Origin of the sequence: Kitasatospora brasiliensis, from assembly GCF_032654805.1 — a bacterium.
GTDB classification, from domain to species: domain Bacteria; phylum Actinomycetota; class Actinomycetes; order Streptomycetales; family Streptomycetaceae; genus Kitasatospora; species Kitasatospora brasiliensis.
The window spans coordinates 1-18011 of sequence record NZ_JAUOOW010000002.1; the positions used below are offsets into that span (position 1 = coordinate 1).

11 protein-coding genes, 1 tRNA gene and 1 pseudogene are annotated in these 18011 nt (G+C 75.4%); 8 read left to right on the forward strand and 5 right to left on the reverse strand.

The genetic code is table 11. The features are described 5' to 3' along the window. Positions 1 to 46 precede the first annotated feature (46 nt). Both QWJ13_RS07820 and QWJ13_RS07825 read right to left on the reverse strand, forming a co-directional pair. Positions 47 to 1369, reverse strand: a pseudogene (locus QWJ13_RS07820) (SpoIIE family protein phosphatase); the annotation flags it as partial. 195 nt (positions 1370 to 1564) lie between these two features. Continuing rightward, a complete protein-coding gene (locus tag QWJ13_RS07825) occupies positions 1565 to 2968 on the reverse strand; it encodes an NAD(P)/FAD-dependent oxidoreductase (protein WP_316523916.1) in 1404 nt (467 codons plus the stop codon). Between the two features lie 521 nt (positions 2969 to 3489). On the opposite strand from QWJ13_RS07825, the gene QWJ13_RS07830 reads away from it, so the two are divergent. Further along, positions 3490 to 4365 (forward strand): TetR/AcrR family transcriptional regulator, encoded by an 876-nt coding sequence (locus QWJ13_RS07830; RefSeq protein WP_316521771.1) that lies wholly within the window; start codon positions 3490 to 3492, stop codon positions 4363 to 4365. Positions 4366 to 4703: 338 nt separating this feature from the next. Beyond that, positions 4704 to 6986, forward strand: a complete 2283-nt coding sequence (locus QWJ13_RS07835; protein WP_316521773.1) for a sigma-70 family RNA polymerase sigma factor — start codon at positions 4704 to 4706, stop codon at positions 6984 to 6986. Between the two features lie 75 nt (positions 6987 to 7061). On the opposite strand, the gene QWJ13_RS07840 is transcribed toward QWJ13_RS07835, so the two are convergent. The 3 genes from QWJ13_RS07840 to QWJ13_RS07850 form a co-directional block, all read right to left on the reverse strand. Next, entirely contained in the window at positions 7062 to 7766 is a 705-nt protein-coding gene (locus QWJ13_RS07840) for a DsbA family oxidoreductase (RefSeq protein ID WP_316521775.1), read from the reverse strand. A gap of 111 nt (positions 7767 to 7877) precedes the next feature. Beyond that, positions 7878 to 8399 (reverse strand): universal stress protein, encoded by a 522-nt coding sequence (locus QWJ13_RS07845; RefSeq protein WP_316521777.1) that lies wholly within the window; start codon positions 8397 to 8399, stop codon positions 7878 to 7880. A gap of 207 nt (positions 8400 to 8606) precedes the next feature. Continuing rightward, on the reverse strand, positions 8607 to 10736 hold the full coding sequence (locus QWJ13_RS07850) for an asparagine synthase-related protein (RefSeq protein WP_316521778.1): 2130 nt from the start codon (positions 10734 to 10736) through the stop codon (positions 8607 to 8609). Between the two features lie 785 nt (positions 10737 to 11521). Between QWJ13_RS07850 and QWJ13_RS07855 the strand changes: the two genes are divergently transcribed. The 6 genes from QWJ13_RS07855 to QWJ13_RS07880 all read left to right on the forward strand — a co-directional run bounded on the left by QWJ13_RS07855 (position 11522) and on the right by QWJ13_RS07880 (position 17903). Then, complete coding sequence (locus QWJ13_RS07855) at positions 11522 to 12949, forward strand: NsdA family TPR-like regulatory protein (RefSeq protein WP_316521780.1); 1428 nt, start codon at positions 11522 to 11524, stop codon at positions 12947 to 12949. Between the two features lie 125 nt (positions 12950 to 13074). Continuing rightward, on the forward strand, positions 13075 to 13905 hold the full coding sequence (gene trmB, locus QWJ13_RS07860) for a tRNA (guanosine(46)-N7)-methyltransferase TrmB (protein ID WP_316521783.1): 831 nt from the start codon (positions 13075 to 13077) through the stop codon (positions 13903 to 13905). A 115-nt stretch (positions 13906 to 14020) separates the two neighbouring features. Next, a complete protein-coding gene (locus QWJ13_RS07865) occupies positions 14021 to 15274 on the forward strand; it encodes a PrsW family intramembrane metalloprotease (protein WP_316521785.1) in 1254 nt (417 codons plus the stop codon). 86 nt (positions 15275 to 15360) lie between these two features. Next, positions 15361 to 15434: transfer RNA gene (locus tag QWJ13_RS07870), tRNA-Met, on the forward strand. Positions 15435 to 15627: 193 nt separating this feature from the next. Further along, positions 15628 to 16428, forward strand: coding sequence for a hypothetical protein (locus QWJ13_RS07875; RefSeq protein ID WP_316521788.1), 801 nt, complete (start codon positions 15628 to 15630; stop codon positions 16426 to 16428). A 368-nt stretch (positions 16429 to 16796) separates the two neighbouring features. After that, positions 16797 to 17903: a hypothetical protein gene (locus QWJ13_RS07880; RefSeq protein ID WP_316521789.1), complete on the forward strand. Its 1107-nt coding sequence runs from the start codon at positions 16797 to 16799 to the stop codon at positions 17901 to 17903. Positions 17904 to 18011 lie beyond the last annotated feature (108 nt).

Below are 18011 nucleotides of genomic sequence, written 5' to 3' on the forward strand. Positions count from 1 at the left end.
CCCCTGTCAGGCAGCTCGAAGAATACTAGACCTTCGGGCGGGCCGAGTCAACCGTTGCGTCGGGCGCAACCGGATTTTCGGCTTCCTCCTCCGCCGGCAGCTGGAAGGCCAGCACCGCGACGTCGTCGTCGTGCTCGGAGGTCACGCCCATCGCCCGCAGCAGCCGGGAGCAGACCACCTCGGGGGCGCCGATCGCGCCGGCCAGGGTGCGGGCCAGGAGGTCGAGGCCCTGGTCGATGTCCTCGTCGCGACGTTCGACCAGTCCGTCCGTATAGAGGACACCGGTCGTACCGGGGAGCAGGCGCAGGGTGTGGGAGACGTGCAGGCCGCCGCCGGTGCCCAGGGGCGGGCCGTTCTGCTCCTCGCTGCGCAGGATGGTGCCGTCGGGGCAGCGCAGCAGAACCGGGAGGTGTCCGGCGGAGGCGTAGGAGAGGGTGCGGCGCCGCGGGTCCCAGACGGCGTAGGTGCAGGTGGCGATCTGGTTGGCGTCGATCTCCATCGCGATGCCGTCGAGCAGGCGCATCACCTCGTGCGGGGGCAGGTCGAGCCGGGCGTAGGCGCGCACGGCGGTGCGCAGCTGGCCCATGACGGCCGCGGCGCGCAGGCCGCGGCCCATCACGTCGCCGATGACGAGCGCGGTGCGTCCGCCGTCGATGGCGATGACGTCGTACCAGTCGCCGCCGACGGCGGCCTCGGCGCCGCCGGGCTGGTAGGTGGCGGCGACCCGCAGGCCGGCCGGCTGGTCGAGCTTCTGCGGGAGCAGGCTGCGCTGGAGGGTGACGGCGGCCTCGCGCTGGCGGCGTTCGGCTTCGCGCAGCCGGGCGGCGGCGAGGACCTGGTCGGTGACCTCGGCGGCGAAGATCAGCACGCCGGTGGGCTGGCCCTCGGCCGGGGCCTCGCCGTTCTCGCCGGTGCCGAGCGGGACGCAGGAGACGTTGTAGTAGCGGTTGCCGGTGAGGCCGAGGATGCAGCGGGCCTTGACGCTGCGCGGGCGGCCGCCGCGGATGACCTGGTCCATCAGGGGCAGCACGCCCATGCTGCCGAGCTCGGGGAGCGCTTCCGCCGCCGGCAGTCCGGTGGGGCGGTCGCCGAAGAGTTCGCGGTACGCACGGTTGGCGTAGCCGAGCTGGTGGAGCGGGCCGTAGGTGACGGCGACCGGGGCGGGGATGCGGTTGAGGACCTCGCGCAGGTTCTGCGGCTTGTGCGGGTCGAGCAGCTCGACGGTGGCGGCGGGGCCGCTCGGGTCGCGGGGGCTGGGCACGACGACGCCGTCGGGGCAGGGCGCGCCGTCCTCGGTGCCGGTGCCGGTGGGCAGGGCGGCACGCCAGGGGACTCCGGTGAGCCGGGCGCTCCAGCGCATGAGGTTCAAACGACGGCCGCTTCCTCGTTTTCCAGTCATATCATCACTTTTTGTGCGCGCAGCAGCACACGGGGTAATGACCAGGTCGGGGCTGATCCTGTCAGGCGGAGGCCCGGTTCCGGAAGTCGCGCGCCCGGCGTGCCCGTCCCGTTCGCCCTCCGATCCGGCGCACGGCCGGTGGCCGGCCCGGATCGACGGGGGCGGTCACCGGGGAGCATCCGGTCCGGCGTCGGACGGCCGTCCGAACCTCGGGTCGAACCCCTCCTCGAAGGCCGAACGCGGATGCTCCATCGCGCCCAGCGAGACCGCTTCGCGGGCGAACACCCCGCCGAGCATCCAGTCCATCAGCACCCGCACCCGGCGTTCGGCGGTCGGCAGCCGCCGCAGGTGCCGGGCCCGGTGCAGCCACCAGGCCCGGCGGCCGGTGAGCTTGCCGCCGCGCCGGGTGTGCGCGACGGCGCGGCGCGGGCCGAGCGAGGTCGAGCAGGCGGCGGGGCCGGGGCGGTAGTCGGCCAGGCCCGGGGCATGCGGTCCGCCGTCCAGCGCCACCACGACGTTGCGGGCGAGCAGTGCGGCCTGGGCGAAGGCGTGCTGGGCGTTGGGCGCGCAGGGGGCGCCGTCCGCGTTCGGGTCCGGTACGGCGGCGCAGTCGCCGGCCGCCCAGACGCCGGGCAGGGCGCGCCCGTCCGGTCCGACGGCCTGCAGGGTCGCCAGGCAGCGCACCCGGCCGCGGGCGTCCAGTGGCAGGTCGGTCTCGCGCAGCAGCGGGGACGGCCGAATGCCCGCTGTCCAGACCAGGGTGCGGGCGCCGAACCGGCTGCCGTCGGAGAGCGCCACGACCCGGTCCGCGGCGGACTCCAAGGTGGTGCCCAGCCGGATGTCGACGCCGCGTTCGCGGAGTTCGCCGAGGGTGTGCTCGGCGAGTTCGGGCGACTCCTCGGCGAGGATCCGGTCGGTCGCCTCGACCAGGACCCAGCGCAGGTCCTCGACGCCGACGTTGTGGTAGCCCCGGATGGCGGTGCGGGCCATGTCCTCCAGCTCGGCGAGGGCGCCGACGCCCGCGTAACCGGCGCCGACGAAGACGAAGGTGAGCGCGGACTGGCGCAGCGCGGGGTCGCGGGTGGCGGAGGCGAGGTCGAGTTGCTCCAGGACGTGGTTGCGCAGGCCCACCGCCTCGCCCACGGTGGAGAAGCCGCGGCCGTGTTCGGCGAGGCCGGGCACCGGCGCCGTGCGGGAGACCGAGCCCGGGGCCACCACCAGGACGTCGTAGGGCAGTTCGACCGGCGCGGGGGCCTCGCCGGGGCCCGCGGCGTCGGCCAGGGCGCGCCGGGCGGCGTGTTCGATCCGGGTGATCCGGGCGGTGAGCACCCGGCAGTCCGGCAGGACCCGGCGCAGCGGGACGACCACGTGTCTCGGGTCGATCGAGCCGGCCGCCACCTCGGCCAGCAGCGGGTGGTAGGTGAAGTAGGCCTGGGGCTCGACGACGGTGATCTCCACCTCGCCGCGCCGCAGCCGCTCCCGTAGAGCGCGCTGGAGGTGGAGCGCTGCGGCCGTTCCGGCGCAGCCGCCGCCGGCGATCAGGATCCTGATGGTGCACCTCCTGCCGATGTGACGTTTCGTCCCGGCTTCGCGGCCCGGGGTGGCCCCCCGACACGCCCCCCTATGAAGGACCGACGGGGGTGGTCTTGTCCACAGTCCGTACGGGGCGGGTTGCGACGCGAGTGGCCTCCGTGGCCAGTTGTGCTTACTGGGCGACTTTCTGACGCACTTTCGGCCGCGAACAGTGGTGAACTATGGTCGGATTGTGTACCGGGGCGGCCGTCGCCATGACAATCGGCGGCGACGCACCGTGGAGCGGCCATTACGGCCAGTTCCAGCGTTGGCGTGAGAAGCCGACTGGGGCACGGTCATCCGGGGAAGGGTAGTTCCCGGACAGGGCCCCGGACGGTGCCGACGCGCCGAGCCGGACGTGGACCCGGCACGGCGGCACGAACCGTGGTCACCGGAACGGGACGGGCGGCACGAGCAATGGGTCATCGGGTCACTTCTGACGAGCTGAGCTGCACCGGGGGGTGCAGGGGCGGGCGACGACAGGGTCCGGATTCGGACGCCTGCGGGGGAGAGTTGGGATGATGGAGCAGGAGCAGGTGTTGGGGCGGGCGGGAGCACCGCAGGCCGGGCCGGGAACGGTCCCCGAGCAGCGAGGCCCGGTGGACCTGCCGCCGCAGGGCGGGGTGGGCTACTCGGCCGTCCCGTACCGGGCCGAGCCCGCACCGGCCACCGTGCCGGTGCCCGGGGCCCGGCTGCGGGTGGACGCCAGGCGGAACCTGGAGAGCGTGCTGCGGGCGGCCCGCGAGGTGTTCGGCGAGTTCGGCTACGGCGCGCCGATGGAGGAGGTCGCGCGCCGTGCGGGCGTCGGGGTCGGCACCGTCTACCGGCGCTTCCCGAGCAAGGAGGTGCTGGTCCAGCGGATCGCCGCCGAGGAGGTGGCGTGGCTGACCGCGCAGGCGCGGGAGTCGCTGTACGGCGGCGACGGCGCCTGGGACGCGCTGGCCGGCTACCTGGCCCGCGCGGTGAGCAGCGGGGCCGGCCGGCTGCTGCCGCCGGAGGCGTTCCGGTACGCGGAGGAGCTGGGCCGGGTGCCCGAGCAGCGGGCGCCGGAACCGCCCGCCGCGGTCCGGTTCGACCTGCGCAGCGAGGAGGCCAGGGCCGGCGGGGTGGTCGAGCCCTCGGCCGCCGACGCCGATCCCCGGCTGCTGCTCCAGCTGCTGGCCGCCCTGGTGGCGCGGGCCGGTGCGGCGGGCGAACTGCGGCCGGGCGTCACGGTGTCGGACGTGGTGCTGGTGCTGACGGCCTCGGTGCCGGTGCACGCGGCCCGTCCGTCGGTCTCCGCTCCGGCGGCCGGCGGGTTCTCGCCGATTTCTCCGCAGACGGACGGTCAAGCGGCCGCCGGGCCCTCGGACCGGCTGTTGCAGATCCTGCTGGACGGCCTGCGGGCGCGCTGAGGCCGGTCGGCCGATCGGGCCGCCACGCCCGGCGGGCAACGGAGTTGAAGGGATGACCGGCGCGCGGGCCATGGGCGCGCGCCGGGTGCGGGAGCCGCACACCCCGCCGTCGCACGCTGGGTGAACGCCTCCGCAACAGCCTCTCCGAGGAGTGGTAGATGGCCGGTCCGGCTACCGCCCGTCCCTGCGCTATGCCATCCTTTGCCCGTGGTTGGAGCCAATGTCCCGATGCGCGCCCTTCGCGCGCCGTCGGCGCCGTACACCGGGGATCCGTGCGCCCACGCACTCCCGCGCGCCCTTCCACGCTACGGGGGCAGTCGTGGAATCTGGGGTCCGTTGTGAGCGCCGAGGAACAGAACGACTACGGGTACGGCCTCGACTTCGGAGGCTTCTCCGGTCATAGCGCCGAGGGGTCCGCCGCGGGCCCGTGCAGCCTCGGCGGGGCGGCCCAAGTGCCGGGCTCCGCAGCGGGTTCGGCCGCCGGCCACGTTCCCGACCAGGGCGGGATGCCCGGCCGCGAGACGCTCTCCGCCTCCCCGCTGCCCCCGGGCCGGGTGCCCGGGCAGGCCCCCGCGGGCCTGGGCGGGGTCGCCCCCGAGGCGTTCGTCGGCGAACGGTTCACCGGGAGCCGCACCGCCCGGCCGACCGTGCCCGCCCCCGCCGACCCGGTGGACGGCGAGCGCCCGGCCTCCGACGCCGAGTTGACCGCCCGGGTCAGGGCCGGGGACGACACCGCGTACGAGGAGATCTACCGCCGGCACGCCGAGTCGGTGCGCCGCTACGCGCGCACCTGCTGCCGGGACAGCTTCACCGCCGAGGACCTCGCGGGCGAGGTGTTCGCCCGCACCCTCCAGGCGCTGCGGGCGGGCAAGGGCCCGGAGTTCGCCGTCCGCGCCTACCTGCTGACCGCCGTGCGCAACGTCGCCGCCGCCTGGCACCGCAGTGAGCGGCGCGAGCAACTCGTCGACGACTTCGCCGTGTTCGCGCAGACCTCGGCCGCCGTGGTCGACGTCGACCTGGCCGACCCGGGCGCCGACGCCTGGGCGATGGCGATGGCCGACCAGCGGATGGTCATGCGGGCCTACGCCGAACTGCCCGAGGACGACCGGGTGGTGCTCTGGCACACCGAGGTCGAGCGGGAGTCCCCGAAGACCGTCGCCGTGATGCTCGGCAAGACCGCCAACGCCACCGCCGTCCAGGCCCACCGAGCGCGTGACCGGCTCGCCGCCGCGTTCCTCCAGGCGCACGTCTCGGGCAGCCAGGACAGCGGGTGCGAGGCCTACGCCAACCGGCTCGGGGCGTACGCGCGCGGCTCGCTGCGCAAGCGGGCCTCGGCGGAGGTCGGACGGCACCTCAGGGAGTGCGACCGCTGCACCGCCGCTTGCCTGGAACTGACCGAGATCAACACCGGGCTGCGCGCCCTGCTGCCCGGCGGGGTGCTGGTCTGGCTCGGCGTCGGCGGCTTCAGCGCCGCGGCGGCCACCGTCGGCGGTGTCGCGGCGGTCGGCGGAGCGGCTGCCGGCGGCGCGGCGGCCGCCGGGACGGCCGGTGCCGGTGGTGCGGCAGGTGCCGCCGGTGCGGCCGGCGGGGCCTCCGGTGGGGCCGGGGCGGGTGCCGGCGCGGTCGGCGAGGGCCTGGGCACCGCCGCCAAGGCCGGGATCGTCGCCGCCATGGCGGTGGCCGCGGCCGCTGTCGCCGCCTACGCGTTCACCGGTTCGTCCGAGCCGGCGCCCCCGGCGGCCGCTCCCCCGGTCGCCACCGCTCCGGCCGCCGCCCCGGCGCCGCCCGCGCCCCCGGCCGGGACGGCAGCGGCCCAGGCTCCCGCACCTGCTCCGGCGCCCGCCGGCGCCGCACCCGCGGCCCCGGCGGCACCCGCCCCGGGCCCCTCGGGCAGCGCCCCGGCCGCCAAGACCGCGCCCGCACCGCCGCCCGCCACCACCCGGGCGCCGGAGTCGAGCACGCCCGTGGCCGACAGTCCGGAGGAGCCGGTGCCGGCCATCACTCCCCCGGTCGTGACGCTGCCGCCCCTGCCGACCATTCCGCCGCTGCCCGACGTACCGGTCGTGGAACTGCCGACCGTGCCGCCGGTGCCGACCCCGACACCGAAGCCGACGCCGAAGCCGACGCCGACGCCGACGCCGACCGCCAGCGCGCCCATCCCGCCCGTGCTCAGCGACTTCTGGGGCAACGCGCTGCCGGTGCTCAAGCCGGGCAACAACCGGGTGCCGCCGGACCAGCCGAGCATCCGGCAGAAGGGCAGCGACAAGTTCTGGCAGCGGGACGGCGGCTGGATCGACGGCACCTACCACCCGCACACGATCACCGTGCACGCCCCGGCGACCACCCTGATCGACCTCAACCGCAGTTGCACGTCCTTCGACGCGCTGGCCGGGGTGGACGATGCCACGCTGTCGCCCGGCGGAGTCGTCTTCTCCGTCCAGGGCGGCGACGGCCGCACCCTGTGGCGCTCCCACGCGCTGTCCGCCGGCGACGGCGCGGTGCCGGTGCACGTGCCGCTGAACGGGCAGACCTCGGTCAGGCTGGTGGTCACGCCGGTGAACGGGATCTGGTCGGCGCTGAACGTCGCGGACTGGGCGCAGGCCCGCTTCCGCTGCTCGTGACGTGGCCGTCGTGACATGACGAAGGCCCGCTCCGGGAGTCCTGGAGCGGGCCTTCTCGGCTCTTGGGCCGGGACGTCAGATGGCGCAGGAGCCGTCCGCGCAGGCCTCGCCCGCCGGGGCGACCTGGTCGAGGGCCGGGCGGCGCTCGCCGATCTCGTCGGCGACCTGCTCCAGCACCTTGCGGAAGGTCTCGGCGTCCTGACCGCCCTGGACCGCCCACTTGCCCTCGAAGACGAAGGTCGGCACGGCGTTGATGCCCAGCGACCGGCCCTCGGCCAGCTGGGCGTTGACCTCGGCGGTGCCCTCGTCGCCCGCCAGGTAGTCGGCCACCCGGGCCCGGTCCAGGCCGGCCGCCACGGCGACCTCGGTCAGCGCGGCGCGGTCGCCGACGTCGACGCCGTCGGTGAAGTGCGCCTTCAGCAGCGCCTCCTTGAGCCGCCCCTGGACGGCCGGGCCGTACTCCACCTCGGCGAGGTGCAGCAGGCGGTGGCCCAGGAAGGTGTTGGCGTGCAGCGCGGCGTCGAAGTCGTACGTGATGCCCTCGGCGAGGCCCAGCTCGGCCACCCGCGCGTCCATCGCCACCGACTGCGGGCCGTAGCGCTCGGCCAGCCAGGCGCGGTGCGGGCTCGCCGTCGCGGGGGCGTCCGGGACCAGCTGGTACGGGCGGTAGACGACCTCGACCTGCTCCCTGCCCGGGAAGTCCGCCAAGGCCTGCTCGAAGCGGCGCTTGCCGATGTAGCACCACGGACAAGCCACGTCGCTCCAGATTTCGACCTTCATTGCGGGTGACTCCAGGGCGTCTCGATCGGAACAGTACGAGATGGGTGAACGATGAACCATCTCGGTACATTCCCGGCACCCGGGCCGCGGGGGCGGGGTCAGGCGGCGGGGTCAGGCGGCGGGCGGCGCCGGGACCACCAGCACCGGGCAGGCCGCGTGGTGGACGACCGCGGAACTCACCGAGCCCAGCAGCAGCCGGGTGAAGCCGCCGTTGCCCCGGGTGCCGATCACCAGCGTGTGCTGCCGGGTCGCCGCCGCCAGCAGCACCTCGATCACATTGCCCAGCACCACGTGCAGCGACAGCTCCCCCGCGTACGGGGTGGAGCGCTGACGCTGCACGGCGGCCACCGAGCGGCGCAGCCCGTCCGCCATGCTCTCGACCAGCGTCTCCACGCTCTCCTGCACCAGCTCCGCCATCCCCGGCGGGTAGCCGGCCGGCGCCGGGTTGACCACGGCGAGCACGTACAGCGGCAGGCCGAACACCTCGGCCTCCGTCATCGCCCGGTCCAGCGCCCACAGCGAGCCGTCCGACCCGTCGCACGCCGCCAGCACGCCGGGCGGACGCCCCGTCGGCGGACGCCCGAGCACCGACAGCACGACGGGCACCTCCCGCCCCGCGCTCCCACCGGCCACCGCACATCCTCCTCACGCCGGGTCCACAACCCCGCCATCATCACCGGCCCGCCGACCAGCACCCGGCAACCGCGCCGCAGGGGGGCAGCGGGGAGAGGACCGGCGGGCGGGGCCGGGGACGGCGGGCAGGCGCGCCGTAGCGGCGGAGCGAGTGCGGGCGCGGGCTCTCGACGGAACGCGGCCGGGAGGGCGGCCCGGCGGACCGGGTCAAGGGGTGAGGGCCGGGAGGCGGGGAGTGGGGAGGCCGGTCCAGCAGCCGCCGTGGCGGCGGGCGTGGACGCGGCGGAGCCAGAGTTCGGTGGAGACGAGGTCGGCGAGGCCCGCGAGGGCGGCGGGTGGGAGGGGGGTGGCGGGGTCGGCGGAGTGGGCGAGGTCGGCGCGGACGGCGGGGAGGTCGATGAGGCCGGCTTCGGCGAGCAGCGGGGCGTCGAAGAGTTCGGCGAGGCCGTCGGCGGCGAGGCGCAGGCCGGCCCGGGTGGGGGCGGTGCGGTCGGGGCGGGGGCCGCGGCCCCAGTCGGGGGGCAGGTCGGTGCGGCCGGCGCCGGTGAGGACGGCGTGCAGGAGGGCGTGGCGGGCGCCGGGCTGGAGGCGGATGTCGTCGGGCAGCAGCCGGGCGGCTCGGACCACCTGGTTGTCGAGGAAGGGCGCGTGCAGCCGCTGGCCGGGCTGTTCGGCGGCGTGCACCAGCGTGCGGAAGGAGCGCGCCTGCCGGTAGAGGGCGTGCCGGGCCCGGTGCGCGCCGGGGTGTTCCTCGGGCGCCGGTCTGCGCGCCGCCAGGCGCAGCCGCAGGGCCACCGAGGAGAGTGCCTCGTCGGAGAGCCAGCGGGCGGCCGGGCCTGGCACGCACCAGGCGAGGTCGACGGCCGAGCGGCCCCCCGCCGTACCGCCGCCGTCCGGGACGTGCCGGGCGGTCAGCTTGGCGGCCGCTTCGTCCAGCGCCTCGGCGTAGCGGACCCGGGAGAGCCGGTGGGCGGCCCGGATCACGGTGAGCGGGGTGCGCAGGGTGCCGGTGAGGACGCCCGCGGCGGCCCGGTCGGCGCCGGCCAGGGCGGCGACCGGGGGCAGGAGTTCGCGGGTGCGCCCGGCCCGGATGAGGTCGGCGAGCCGGGCCGGGTGCCCGTCCAGGACCTGCCGGGCGCCGTAGCCGGTGAGGTGGTCGGTGCCGCCGGCGTCGAACCGGGCCTCGGCCCGGGCGGCGGCGACGAGTTCGGGCCCGGGCTCGTCGGTGAGCCGGCCGGTCTGCGGGTCGGCGCCCAGCCCGGCGTACGGGAGGGTGTCCGGGCCGGGGTCGAGCACGGTGTGCCGCAGCCGCGGGGTGTCGGGGGTGAGCGCGAGGCGGGCCGTGGGTTCGGTCTCGCCGAGCGTGACGGCGGCCAACTGCTCGGGGGCGCTGGGTCCCTGGGCGGCGGCGCGGGCCCAGGAGCCCTTCACCGCGCCGCTCCTGGCCGCGGCCTCGGCCGCCCGGGCCCCGACGGCGGTGGGCACCGGCGGCAGCGGTACCGCGGCGGCGAGCAGCGCGACGGTCGCGGAGGCCGTCCCGTACGAGAGGTCGACGCCGAGCCGGGTCCGCCCGGCTCGGTCGGGGGTCGGCGTGGTGCGGACCCGGGAGCGGACGGACTCCAGCAGGGCGCGGGTGAGTTCGCGGACGGCGGGCGCCTCGTCGCGCGGCTGTTCGGAGCCCGCCGGGTCGTCGTAGCCGGACAGGTACGGGCGGCCGCCGCGGATGCCGAGCACATGGCCGGGTGGCACCCGCTGGACGCCCAGGTACGGGGTGCCGCTGCCGAGCGCCTCGGGGGACTCCGGGCAGGCGAGCCGGGCGGCGAGGTGGCCGGTGTCCAGCGGGGCGCCGACCAGGTCGGCCAGTGGCAGGGCGGCGGTGGCGTACGCGGTGCCGCCGCCCCACGGGGTGTGGAAGACGGGCTGGGCGCCGGCGAGGTCGGTGAGCAGCAGGGTGGAGCGGGTGCCGGAGCGCAGCACGACGGTGTAGCTGCCGGGCCAGGCGGTCAGGTGGCGGACGGCGCCGCCGCGGGCGGCGGCGAGGCCGGCCGCGAGTTCGGCGTCGCTGGCACCGCAGTGGCCGAGGACGGCGAGCCGGGAGGTGGCGGGGGTGTCCTCGGCCTGGTCGGGGGCGGTGGGGCCGGTGCTGACCACGGCGGCGGCCCCGGGGCGGAGGGTGACCAGGCGGATCTCCGCGGGGCGCCAGTCGCCGACCGCCCAGAGCGGGTCGGGCCCGGTCCACAGCGGGCGTGCGGCGATCGGCGCGATCCCGCCGGGCGTCTCGTGCGCCGGGGTGCCCGCGCTCGGCGTGCCCGTGCACCAGCCCGTCAGCCACCGCATCGCGCCTCCACCGGACGAGGTCCTGCTCCCGTGTGGCGCGCTCGCCGCCCGCCGGGCGGCCGGGCGGGTGTGCCGTGGCGGCCCGTGCGCGTCCCGGCGCGCCCCCGCAGCTCGACGCACCGTCAGGAGACATCGTGCCACCGCGGGACGCCACCGTGGCCGGTGTTTCCGGGTTCCGTCTCTGTTCGAACCGCGCGCTCGACGGCGGCCCCGGCCGTGCGGGCCCGGTCCCGCACGGCCGGGGCCGATCGCGGGCGGCGGGCAAGTCCCGTGCGCTGAAGGAGAGTTCGATCATTCACGAACTCCGGGGGCGGGGCGGGCCGGGCCTCCCCCTCCCCGGCCCGGACCGCCCGGGAATGCCTTTGTCATGGGCATCGCGAGATGGCCGAAAGGCATCGCCCGGCCCGGGAGGGCATCCGCATGCCCTCCCGGACTTCACCGCCGCCCGCGGGGATTGAGGCGGCGGCTTCCCCGGCCCGCCGGGTCCTCGACGGCAGGCCGACCCACGGGCATCAGCGAATCGCCGACCAGCCGGTCGGGCCAGGGAGCACGGCCGGGCGCACATGAACACGGGACCGGAGCACAGGGCTCCGGCGCGCGGGAAGGACGGCCGGATCCGAGCGGTCCGGACCAACTTCCGTGCGGCGTCGGCGAGTGCGCGATCCCGCCATCCGGAATGCGACCTCTTAACCGTCGGAACGCGTCCGACTACTCTAGGTACAGCAGCTACGGCCCGGTGCCGCCCGGGCCCCGCGCACAAGGCCGCAGGAGGTGCCGCCGCCACCATGACCGTCAGCCCACGAGGACCGAACGAACGGCTCGGCACGCTCCTGACCCTCGCCCAGATCAGCAACGCCGGACTGGCCCGCCGGGTCAACGACCTCGGCGCACAGCGCGGGCTGACCCTGCGGTACGACAAGACCTCGGTGGCCCGCTGGGTCAGCAAGGGCATGGTCCCGCAGGGGCCCGTCCCGCACCTGATCGCCACCGCGATCGGCGGCAAGCTCGGCCGGCCCGTCCCGCTGGAGGAGATCGGCCTGGGCGACACCGACCCGGCGCCCGAACTCGGCCTGGCCTTCCCGCGCGAGGTCGCCGACGCGGTCCGCTCCGCCACCGACCTGTGGCGGGTCGACCTCGACCTGCGCCGGGGCCCCGGCGGCGGCCGCTGGAGCGACAGCCTGGCCGGCACCTTCTCGGTCGCCGCCTACGCGACGCCCGTCTCCCGCTGGCTGATCACCCCGGCGGACGGCTCGGTGGCCCGCGAGGCGCCGCGCTCCCCCAGTGACACCTCCTCCTACCGGGTCGGCCACTCGGACGCCGCCAAGCTCCGCGAGGCCGCCCACGAGGCCCGCCGCTGGGACTCCAAGTACGGTGGCGGGGACTGGCGTTCGTCGATGGTGCCGGAGTGCCTGCGGGTGGAGGCGGCACCGCTGCTGCTCGCCTCGTACAGCGACGCGGTCGGCCGGGCGCTGTTCGGCGCGACGGCCGAACTGACCAGGCTGGCCGGGTGGATGGCCTTCGACACCGGCCAGCACGAGGCCGCCCAGCGCTACTACATCCAGGCGCTGCGGCTCGCCCGGGCCGCCGCCGACGTACCGCTCGGCGGCTACGTGCTGGCCTCGATGAGCCTCCAGGCCGGTTACCGGGGCTTCGCCGAGGAGGCGGTCGACCTCGCGCAGGCCGCACTGGAGCGCAACCGGGGCCTGGCCACCGCCCGCACCATGAGCTTCTTCCACCTGGTGGAGGCCCGGGCCCAGGCCAAGGCCCGCAATGCCGCGGCGTGTGCGACGGCGCTCGGAGCGGCGGAGAGCGCACTCGAACGGGCGCGCGCCGGGGATCCCGATCCGGCGTGGATCGACTTCTACGCCTACGACCGGCTCGCGGCCGACGCCGCCGAGTGCTTCCGCGACCTCGGAGTGCCCTCCAAGGTCCGGCAGTTCACCCGCGAGGCGCTGGCCACGCCCACCGAGGGCTTCGTCCGCTCGCACGGCCTGCGGCTGGTGGTCTCGGCGATGGCCGAGGCGGAGGCGGGCAATCTGGACGCCGCGCTCGCCGCCGGCGAGCGCGCCGTCGAGGTGGCCGGCCGGATCTCCTCGCAGCGCAGCCGGGAGTACGTGGTGGAGATGCTGCGGCGGCTGGAGCCGTTCCAGGGTGAACGCCGGGTACGGGAGTTGACCGAACGGGCCCGGGCGGTGATCGTCGCCCCGGCCTGAGCCCGGGCGAACGCGGACGGGCGGGCGCCGGGAGAGGAGGCGGGCCCGAGTCCCGGCGGAGGCGGAATGAGCCCCGTCACAGGCCCGGTCGGAGAGCCCCGGCCGCCCCGTAGACTCGGTTGATTGTGACTGCCACCGCCCCGATCCCCCAGCCCTCGCCGTCCGCCCGGCTGTCCGCCGCGCCGGCCGCCTACCCCGCGCCGATGTACCCGCACAAGGCCACCGAGGCCCAGCACCGCGAGCGTCGCATCCGCAGCTTCCAGCCGCGCCGGGGCCGGATGACCAACGCCCAGGCGAGCGCCCTGGACCGCAGCTGGGAGAGGTACGGCATCCCGATCGACGGCAGCCCGCTGGACCTGCGGGAGCTGTTCGGCGGACTGCCGGTGACCCTGGAGATCGGCTTCGGCATGGGCGAGACCACCGCCGCGATGGCCGCCGCCGACCCGGCCATGGGCATCCTCGCCGCCGACGTGCACACCCCGGGCCACGGCAACCTGTTCGGCATGCTGGAGCGCGACGGCTCGGAGAACGTGCGGACGGCCGCCGGGGACGCGGTGATCCTGCTGCGCGACATGCTCCAGGACGCCTCGCTGGCCGGCCTGCGGGTCTACTTCGCCGACCCGTGGCCCAAGCCGAAGCACCACAAGCGCCGGCTGGTCCAGGCCGAGTTCCTCGACCTGGTGCTGCCCCGGCTCGCCCCCGGCGCCCTGGTGCACTGCGCCACCGACTGGGAGCCGTACGCGGAGCAGATGCTGGAGGTGCTGTCCGCCTCGCCGGAGCTGGAGAACCTGCACCCCGAGGGTGACGGGACCGGCTGGCTGGAGCCCGCGGACCACCCGGACGGCAGCGTTCCGGGCTACGCCCCGCGGCCGGACTGGCGCCCGCTCACCAAGTTCGAACGGGCCGGGATCGCCAAGGGCCACGTCGTCCACGACCTGCTGTTCCGCCGCCGCTGACCCGTCCTCAGCGTTCGAACGGGCCGCCTCCGGGCGGCCGTTCGGAAGTTCCCACGGTGGCCGGTTCGTCCCGGGTCCTCCCGACGGGCCTCCGCCGTGGCCTACCCTGTGCCGCATGGGCAGCCCGTCCGGCGACCGGCCCCGAACGAATGATCGGACGACTGTTCGAGCCGCCGCCGACGCACCGGAGACGGCCCCGAGCACCGGTGGCACCCGGACCATCCCGGGGCCCCGGAGGCACCGGGCCCACCGGCCGCTGCCCGGGCCGGTCGCCGCGCTCCTCCCGTCCTCGAACGCCCCGCCGGCCCCGCGCGGCCGCCCGACGGCGGTCTCCTCCGTCACCGCGACCACCGTCCTGACCCTGCTCGGCTGCGGGGTGCTGATCCTGCACCTGGTCCAGCGGCAGACCGGCACGGTCGGGCTGCTGGTCGGCCTGGGCCTGGCGATGGTGCCGCTGCCGTTCGTGCTCGGCGGCCTGGCCTGGCTCAACCTCACCGCCCGGGTGCCGCTGCGGCACACCGTGTTCTGCCTCGGCTGGGGTGCCTTCGCGGCCACCACCCTCGCCATCCTGGCCAACAACTGGACGGCGAACTACCTGACCCGGCACCGGGGCGCGTTCGGCGGACTGCTCGACGCCGGGATCGCCACCCCGGTGATCGAGGAGAGCGCCAAGGCCACCGCCCTGCTGATGCTGCTGCTCCCGCTCGGCCGACGGCTGCACTGCCGCGGCCGCCACACCGGGCGGCCCTGCGCGCCGTTGCTGCACCGGCTGCCCGCGCGCCCCGGTCGACCGCGGCCGCGCCCGTACCTGCGGCCGCTGCCCTACCTGCGCCCGGCCCCGCCCTCCGGCGGCGGGCCGCACCCCCGCTCCCGGCCGCGCACCCTGGCCGCCGGGGTGGTGCTCGGCGGGATGGCCGCCTGCGGCTTCGCGTTCACCGAGAACGCCCTCTACCTGGGCCGGGCCTACACCAGCGACCAGCGGCAGCGGCTGGACAGCATCGGCCTCGGCGACCCGCCCAGCCTGCGCGACTTCGACAGCACCGTGCAGACCTTCGTGCTGCGCGCCCTGCTCTCCCCCTTCGCCCATCCGCTGTTCACCGCGCTCACCGGGATCGGCCTGGCCGTCGCCCTGACCACCGCGCGCCGCTGGCTGGCCCGGCTGGCGGTGCCGGCCGGGCTGCTGCTGGCGATGACGCTGCACGGCACCTGGAACGCCGCCGCCGACCTCGGCACGGACGGCTTCCTGGTGGTGTACGGAGCGCTGATGGTGCCCTGCTTCGCCGCGCTGGTCTGCTTCGCGGCCTGGACGAGATCCCGCGCCGCCCGGCACCCGGCGCGCGGGCGGCGGCGGGCCGCCGAGGCCGGGTGAGAGGCCGGTTCGGGAGCCGGCCGACGAGCTGGTTGAAGAAGCGATTTCCCATCCCGGCGACTTCCCCGTATTGTTGTGTTCACCGACGCGGGGTGGAGCAGCTCGGTAGCTCGCTGGGCTCATAACCCAGAGGTCGCAGGTTCAAATCCTGTCCCCGCTACTCAGTAGCCGAAAGGCCCGGAGGATCTTCCTCCGGGCCTTTCGCGTTCCCGGGCACCGTCGGAGCACGGTCCTGCCACGAAGCTGTAACGGCGGCCCGTCTGTCGATCACCTGTCAGATCCCTCACTCATACTGATGAAAAATTCATCCGAATTGGGGGCTGCTCGGGCCGTCCCCGGACAGGAAGCACCACATGCTGTCGAAGCGCCTGGTCAGTACCGCCGCGATCTGCCTCCTCCTGGTGGGCGGCACCGCCGCGTGCGGCAGTTCCAAGAGCGACGGCAAGAGCGGGGACGCCAAGGGCGACACCAAGGCGAGCTCCGCCGAGAAGCTCGACACCGACAAGCTCAGCGCCCAGGAGATCGAGAAGAAGGCCAAGGACGCCCTGGCCACCGCGACCTCCCTCCGGATGGCCGGCACCATCGACACGGGCAAGGGCGCGATGGAGCTGGACCTGTCGATGGACGACAAGAGCCAGTGCACCGGCACCATCGGGATGCCGGGCATGGGCAAGTTCGAGATGATCAGCGACGGCAAGACCTCGTACGTCAAGCCGGACACCGCGTTCTGGACCAACGCGGGCGGCCCGAACGGTGCCAAGGCCGCCGAGATGTTCAAGGGCCGCTACCTGACCGGCTTCGAGAGCGACCCGTCGATGGGCTCCCTCACCAAGATGTGCGACCTGGGCGACTTCGGCAAGAAGATCGCCGACGGCGGCGTCAGCGGCAAGACCGAGAAGGGCTCCGCCGGCGACGTCAACGGCGTGAAGACCTTCAGCCTGAAGACCACCGACGCCCAGGGCGAGTCCTCGACCCTCCAGGTCGCCACCGAGGGCAAGCCCTACCCGGTGCAGATCGAGCACAGCGGCGCCAAGGACGGCAACGGCAAGATCGGCTTCAGCAACTACGACAAGCCGCTGACCATCCAGGTCCCGCCGGCCGACCAGACGATCGACTTCAGCAAGTTCAAGGACCAGATGAAGAAGCCCGCCTGAGCGGAGCCCCCGGGGCGCGGAACCTCGAAATAATCCGTTGCCTCCCGCCGGTGTGCTGCCTAGGCTGGCAAGCACACTGAAGGGAGGTGATCCTGAGTTGAGTTACACCAGGATGCGTGAGGTGGCTGCTCGCTAGAGCCGCCCCTGCCTGCGCAGGGTGAGGCCCCAGGCCTCCGGCAGGCGAAATCCATAGCAGTCACCCGGCCCGTGGGCTCACCGGTACATCCCCGGTGCCTCGGCGCCTGGCCAGTGCACGGGCCGGCGCGGAGGAGCAGCCCACGGGCCGTCTGCGTTCCCGTGCCGGGGGCGCGGCGCTAAAGTCTGCGCGAGGTTCCGGAGCGGAGCGGCGCGGGCACAGGGGGTAGGCGATGGCGAGGGCGCGGCGGCTGGGCGGCGGGTCGACGGCGCGGACGGCGCGGTGGGGTGCCACCGGGGTGCTGGCCGGGACGGGCCTCCTCGGGCTGCTGCTGTTCGCGTTCGGCCGGGAGCACCCCGGGCAGGCGCTCGGCGGCGGGCTGGTGGTGGTCGGGGCCTCGGTGGTGCTGGGCGGCGCGCTGGGCTTCCTGTTCGGGGTGCCCCGGGTGCGCGGCGGCGCCGAGGAGCCGCAGGGCTCGTACGCGCCGAACACCAATCTGGAGCAGGTCTCGGACTGGCTGACCAAGGTGCTGCTGGGCGTCGGGCTGACCCAGCTCGGCTCGCTCGGCGAGCGGCTGCACAGCCTCGGCGCGACGCTGGCGCCCGCGCTCGGCGGGGGCGAGGGCGCGGTGCCGTTCTCGGCGGCGCTGGTGCTGTACTTCCTGGTCTTCGGTTTCCTGGCCGGCTGGCTGGTGACCCGCCTGGCGCTGCCGCAGGCGCTGACCGAGACCGACCAGGCGTTGGACCTCTTCCTCGCCGGGCAGGACCGCGACCGGCACGGCGACAAGGTGGGCGCGGACGACCTGCGGGTCCGGGCGATGCAGCAGCTCGGGCTGCTGGGCGGCAGCGCCGAGCACCCGGCCGCCCTGGCCGGGCAGCTGCCGCCCTCCGCCGACCCGGCGGCCGGGCCGGGGGGCGTGGTGGCCGAGGTCCGCTCGACCGCCCGACGCTCGGCGCTCACCGCCGACCAGGTGCGGGACCTCTTCGCGGACGGCTCCGAAGGCCGCCGGATCCAGGCGCTCGCGCTGATGCAGGGCGATCCGACGCTCGGGGACCTGTCGAGCGTGCTGGACGCGATCGAGCACCCGCGCTCGGGCTTCGAGCAGTACCACGCGCTGCTGGCCGCCCGGGGGATGCTGTCCTGGCTGCCCGCCGACGGGGCGCAGCGGCTGCGGGACGCGGTGGCGGCGCAGCTGGTCGACCCGCAGGGCATCCCGTACGGGTCGGACCGCAGCTGGCTGGCGGAGAAGATCCTCTCCCGGCTTCCGGCGACGGCTCTGCTGCCGGACCGGCCGGCGGCGGGAGTGCCGGCGCAGCCGGATGCCGGGGGCAACTCCTAAAAAGTCTGCTTCACTCGGGAGAGCTGAGTTCGGCCATTTCACTCTTCAAGCCTCGGCAGGCGGGAATAGCCTCGGGAGCAACACCGCAGGTACAGCGAGAGCTTGACC

Bases quoted from the DNA above. Each gene is read 5' to 3' on its own strand.
- QWJ13_RS07830 (WP_316521771.1), top strand. From the start codon at position 3,490: ATGATGGAGCAGGAGCAGGTGTTGGGGCGGGCGGGAGCACCGCAGGCC.
- QWJ13_RS07840 (WP_316521775.1), bottom strand. From the start codon at position 7,766: ATGAAGGTCGAAATCTGGAGCGACGTGGCTTGTCCGTGGTGCTACATC.
- QWJ13_RS07850 (WP_316521778.1), bottom strand. From the start codon at position 10,736: ATGCGGTGGCTGACGGGCTGGTGCACGGGCACGCCGAGCGCGGGCACC.
- QWJ13_RS07855 (WP_316521780.1), top strand. From the start codon at position 11,522: ATGACCGTCAGCCCACGAGGACCGAACGAACGGCTCGGCACGCTCCTG.
- QWJ13_RS07865 (WP_316521785.1), top strand. From the start codon at position 14,021: ATGGGCAGCCCGTCCGGCGACCGGCCCCGAACGAATGATCGGACGACT.
- QWJ13_RS07875 (WP_316521788.1), top strand. From the start codon at position 15,628: ATGCTGTCGAAGCGCCTGGTCAGTACCGCCGCGATCTGCCTCCTCCTG.
- QWJ13_RS07880 (WP_316521789.1), top strand. From the start codon at position 16,797: ATGGCGAGGGCGCGGCGGCTGGGCGGCGGGTCGACGGCGCGGACGGCG.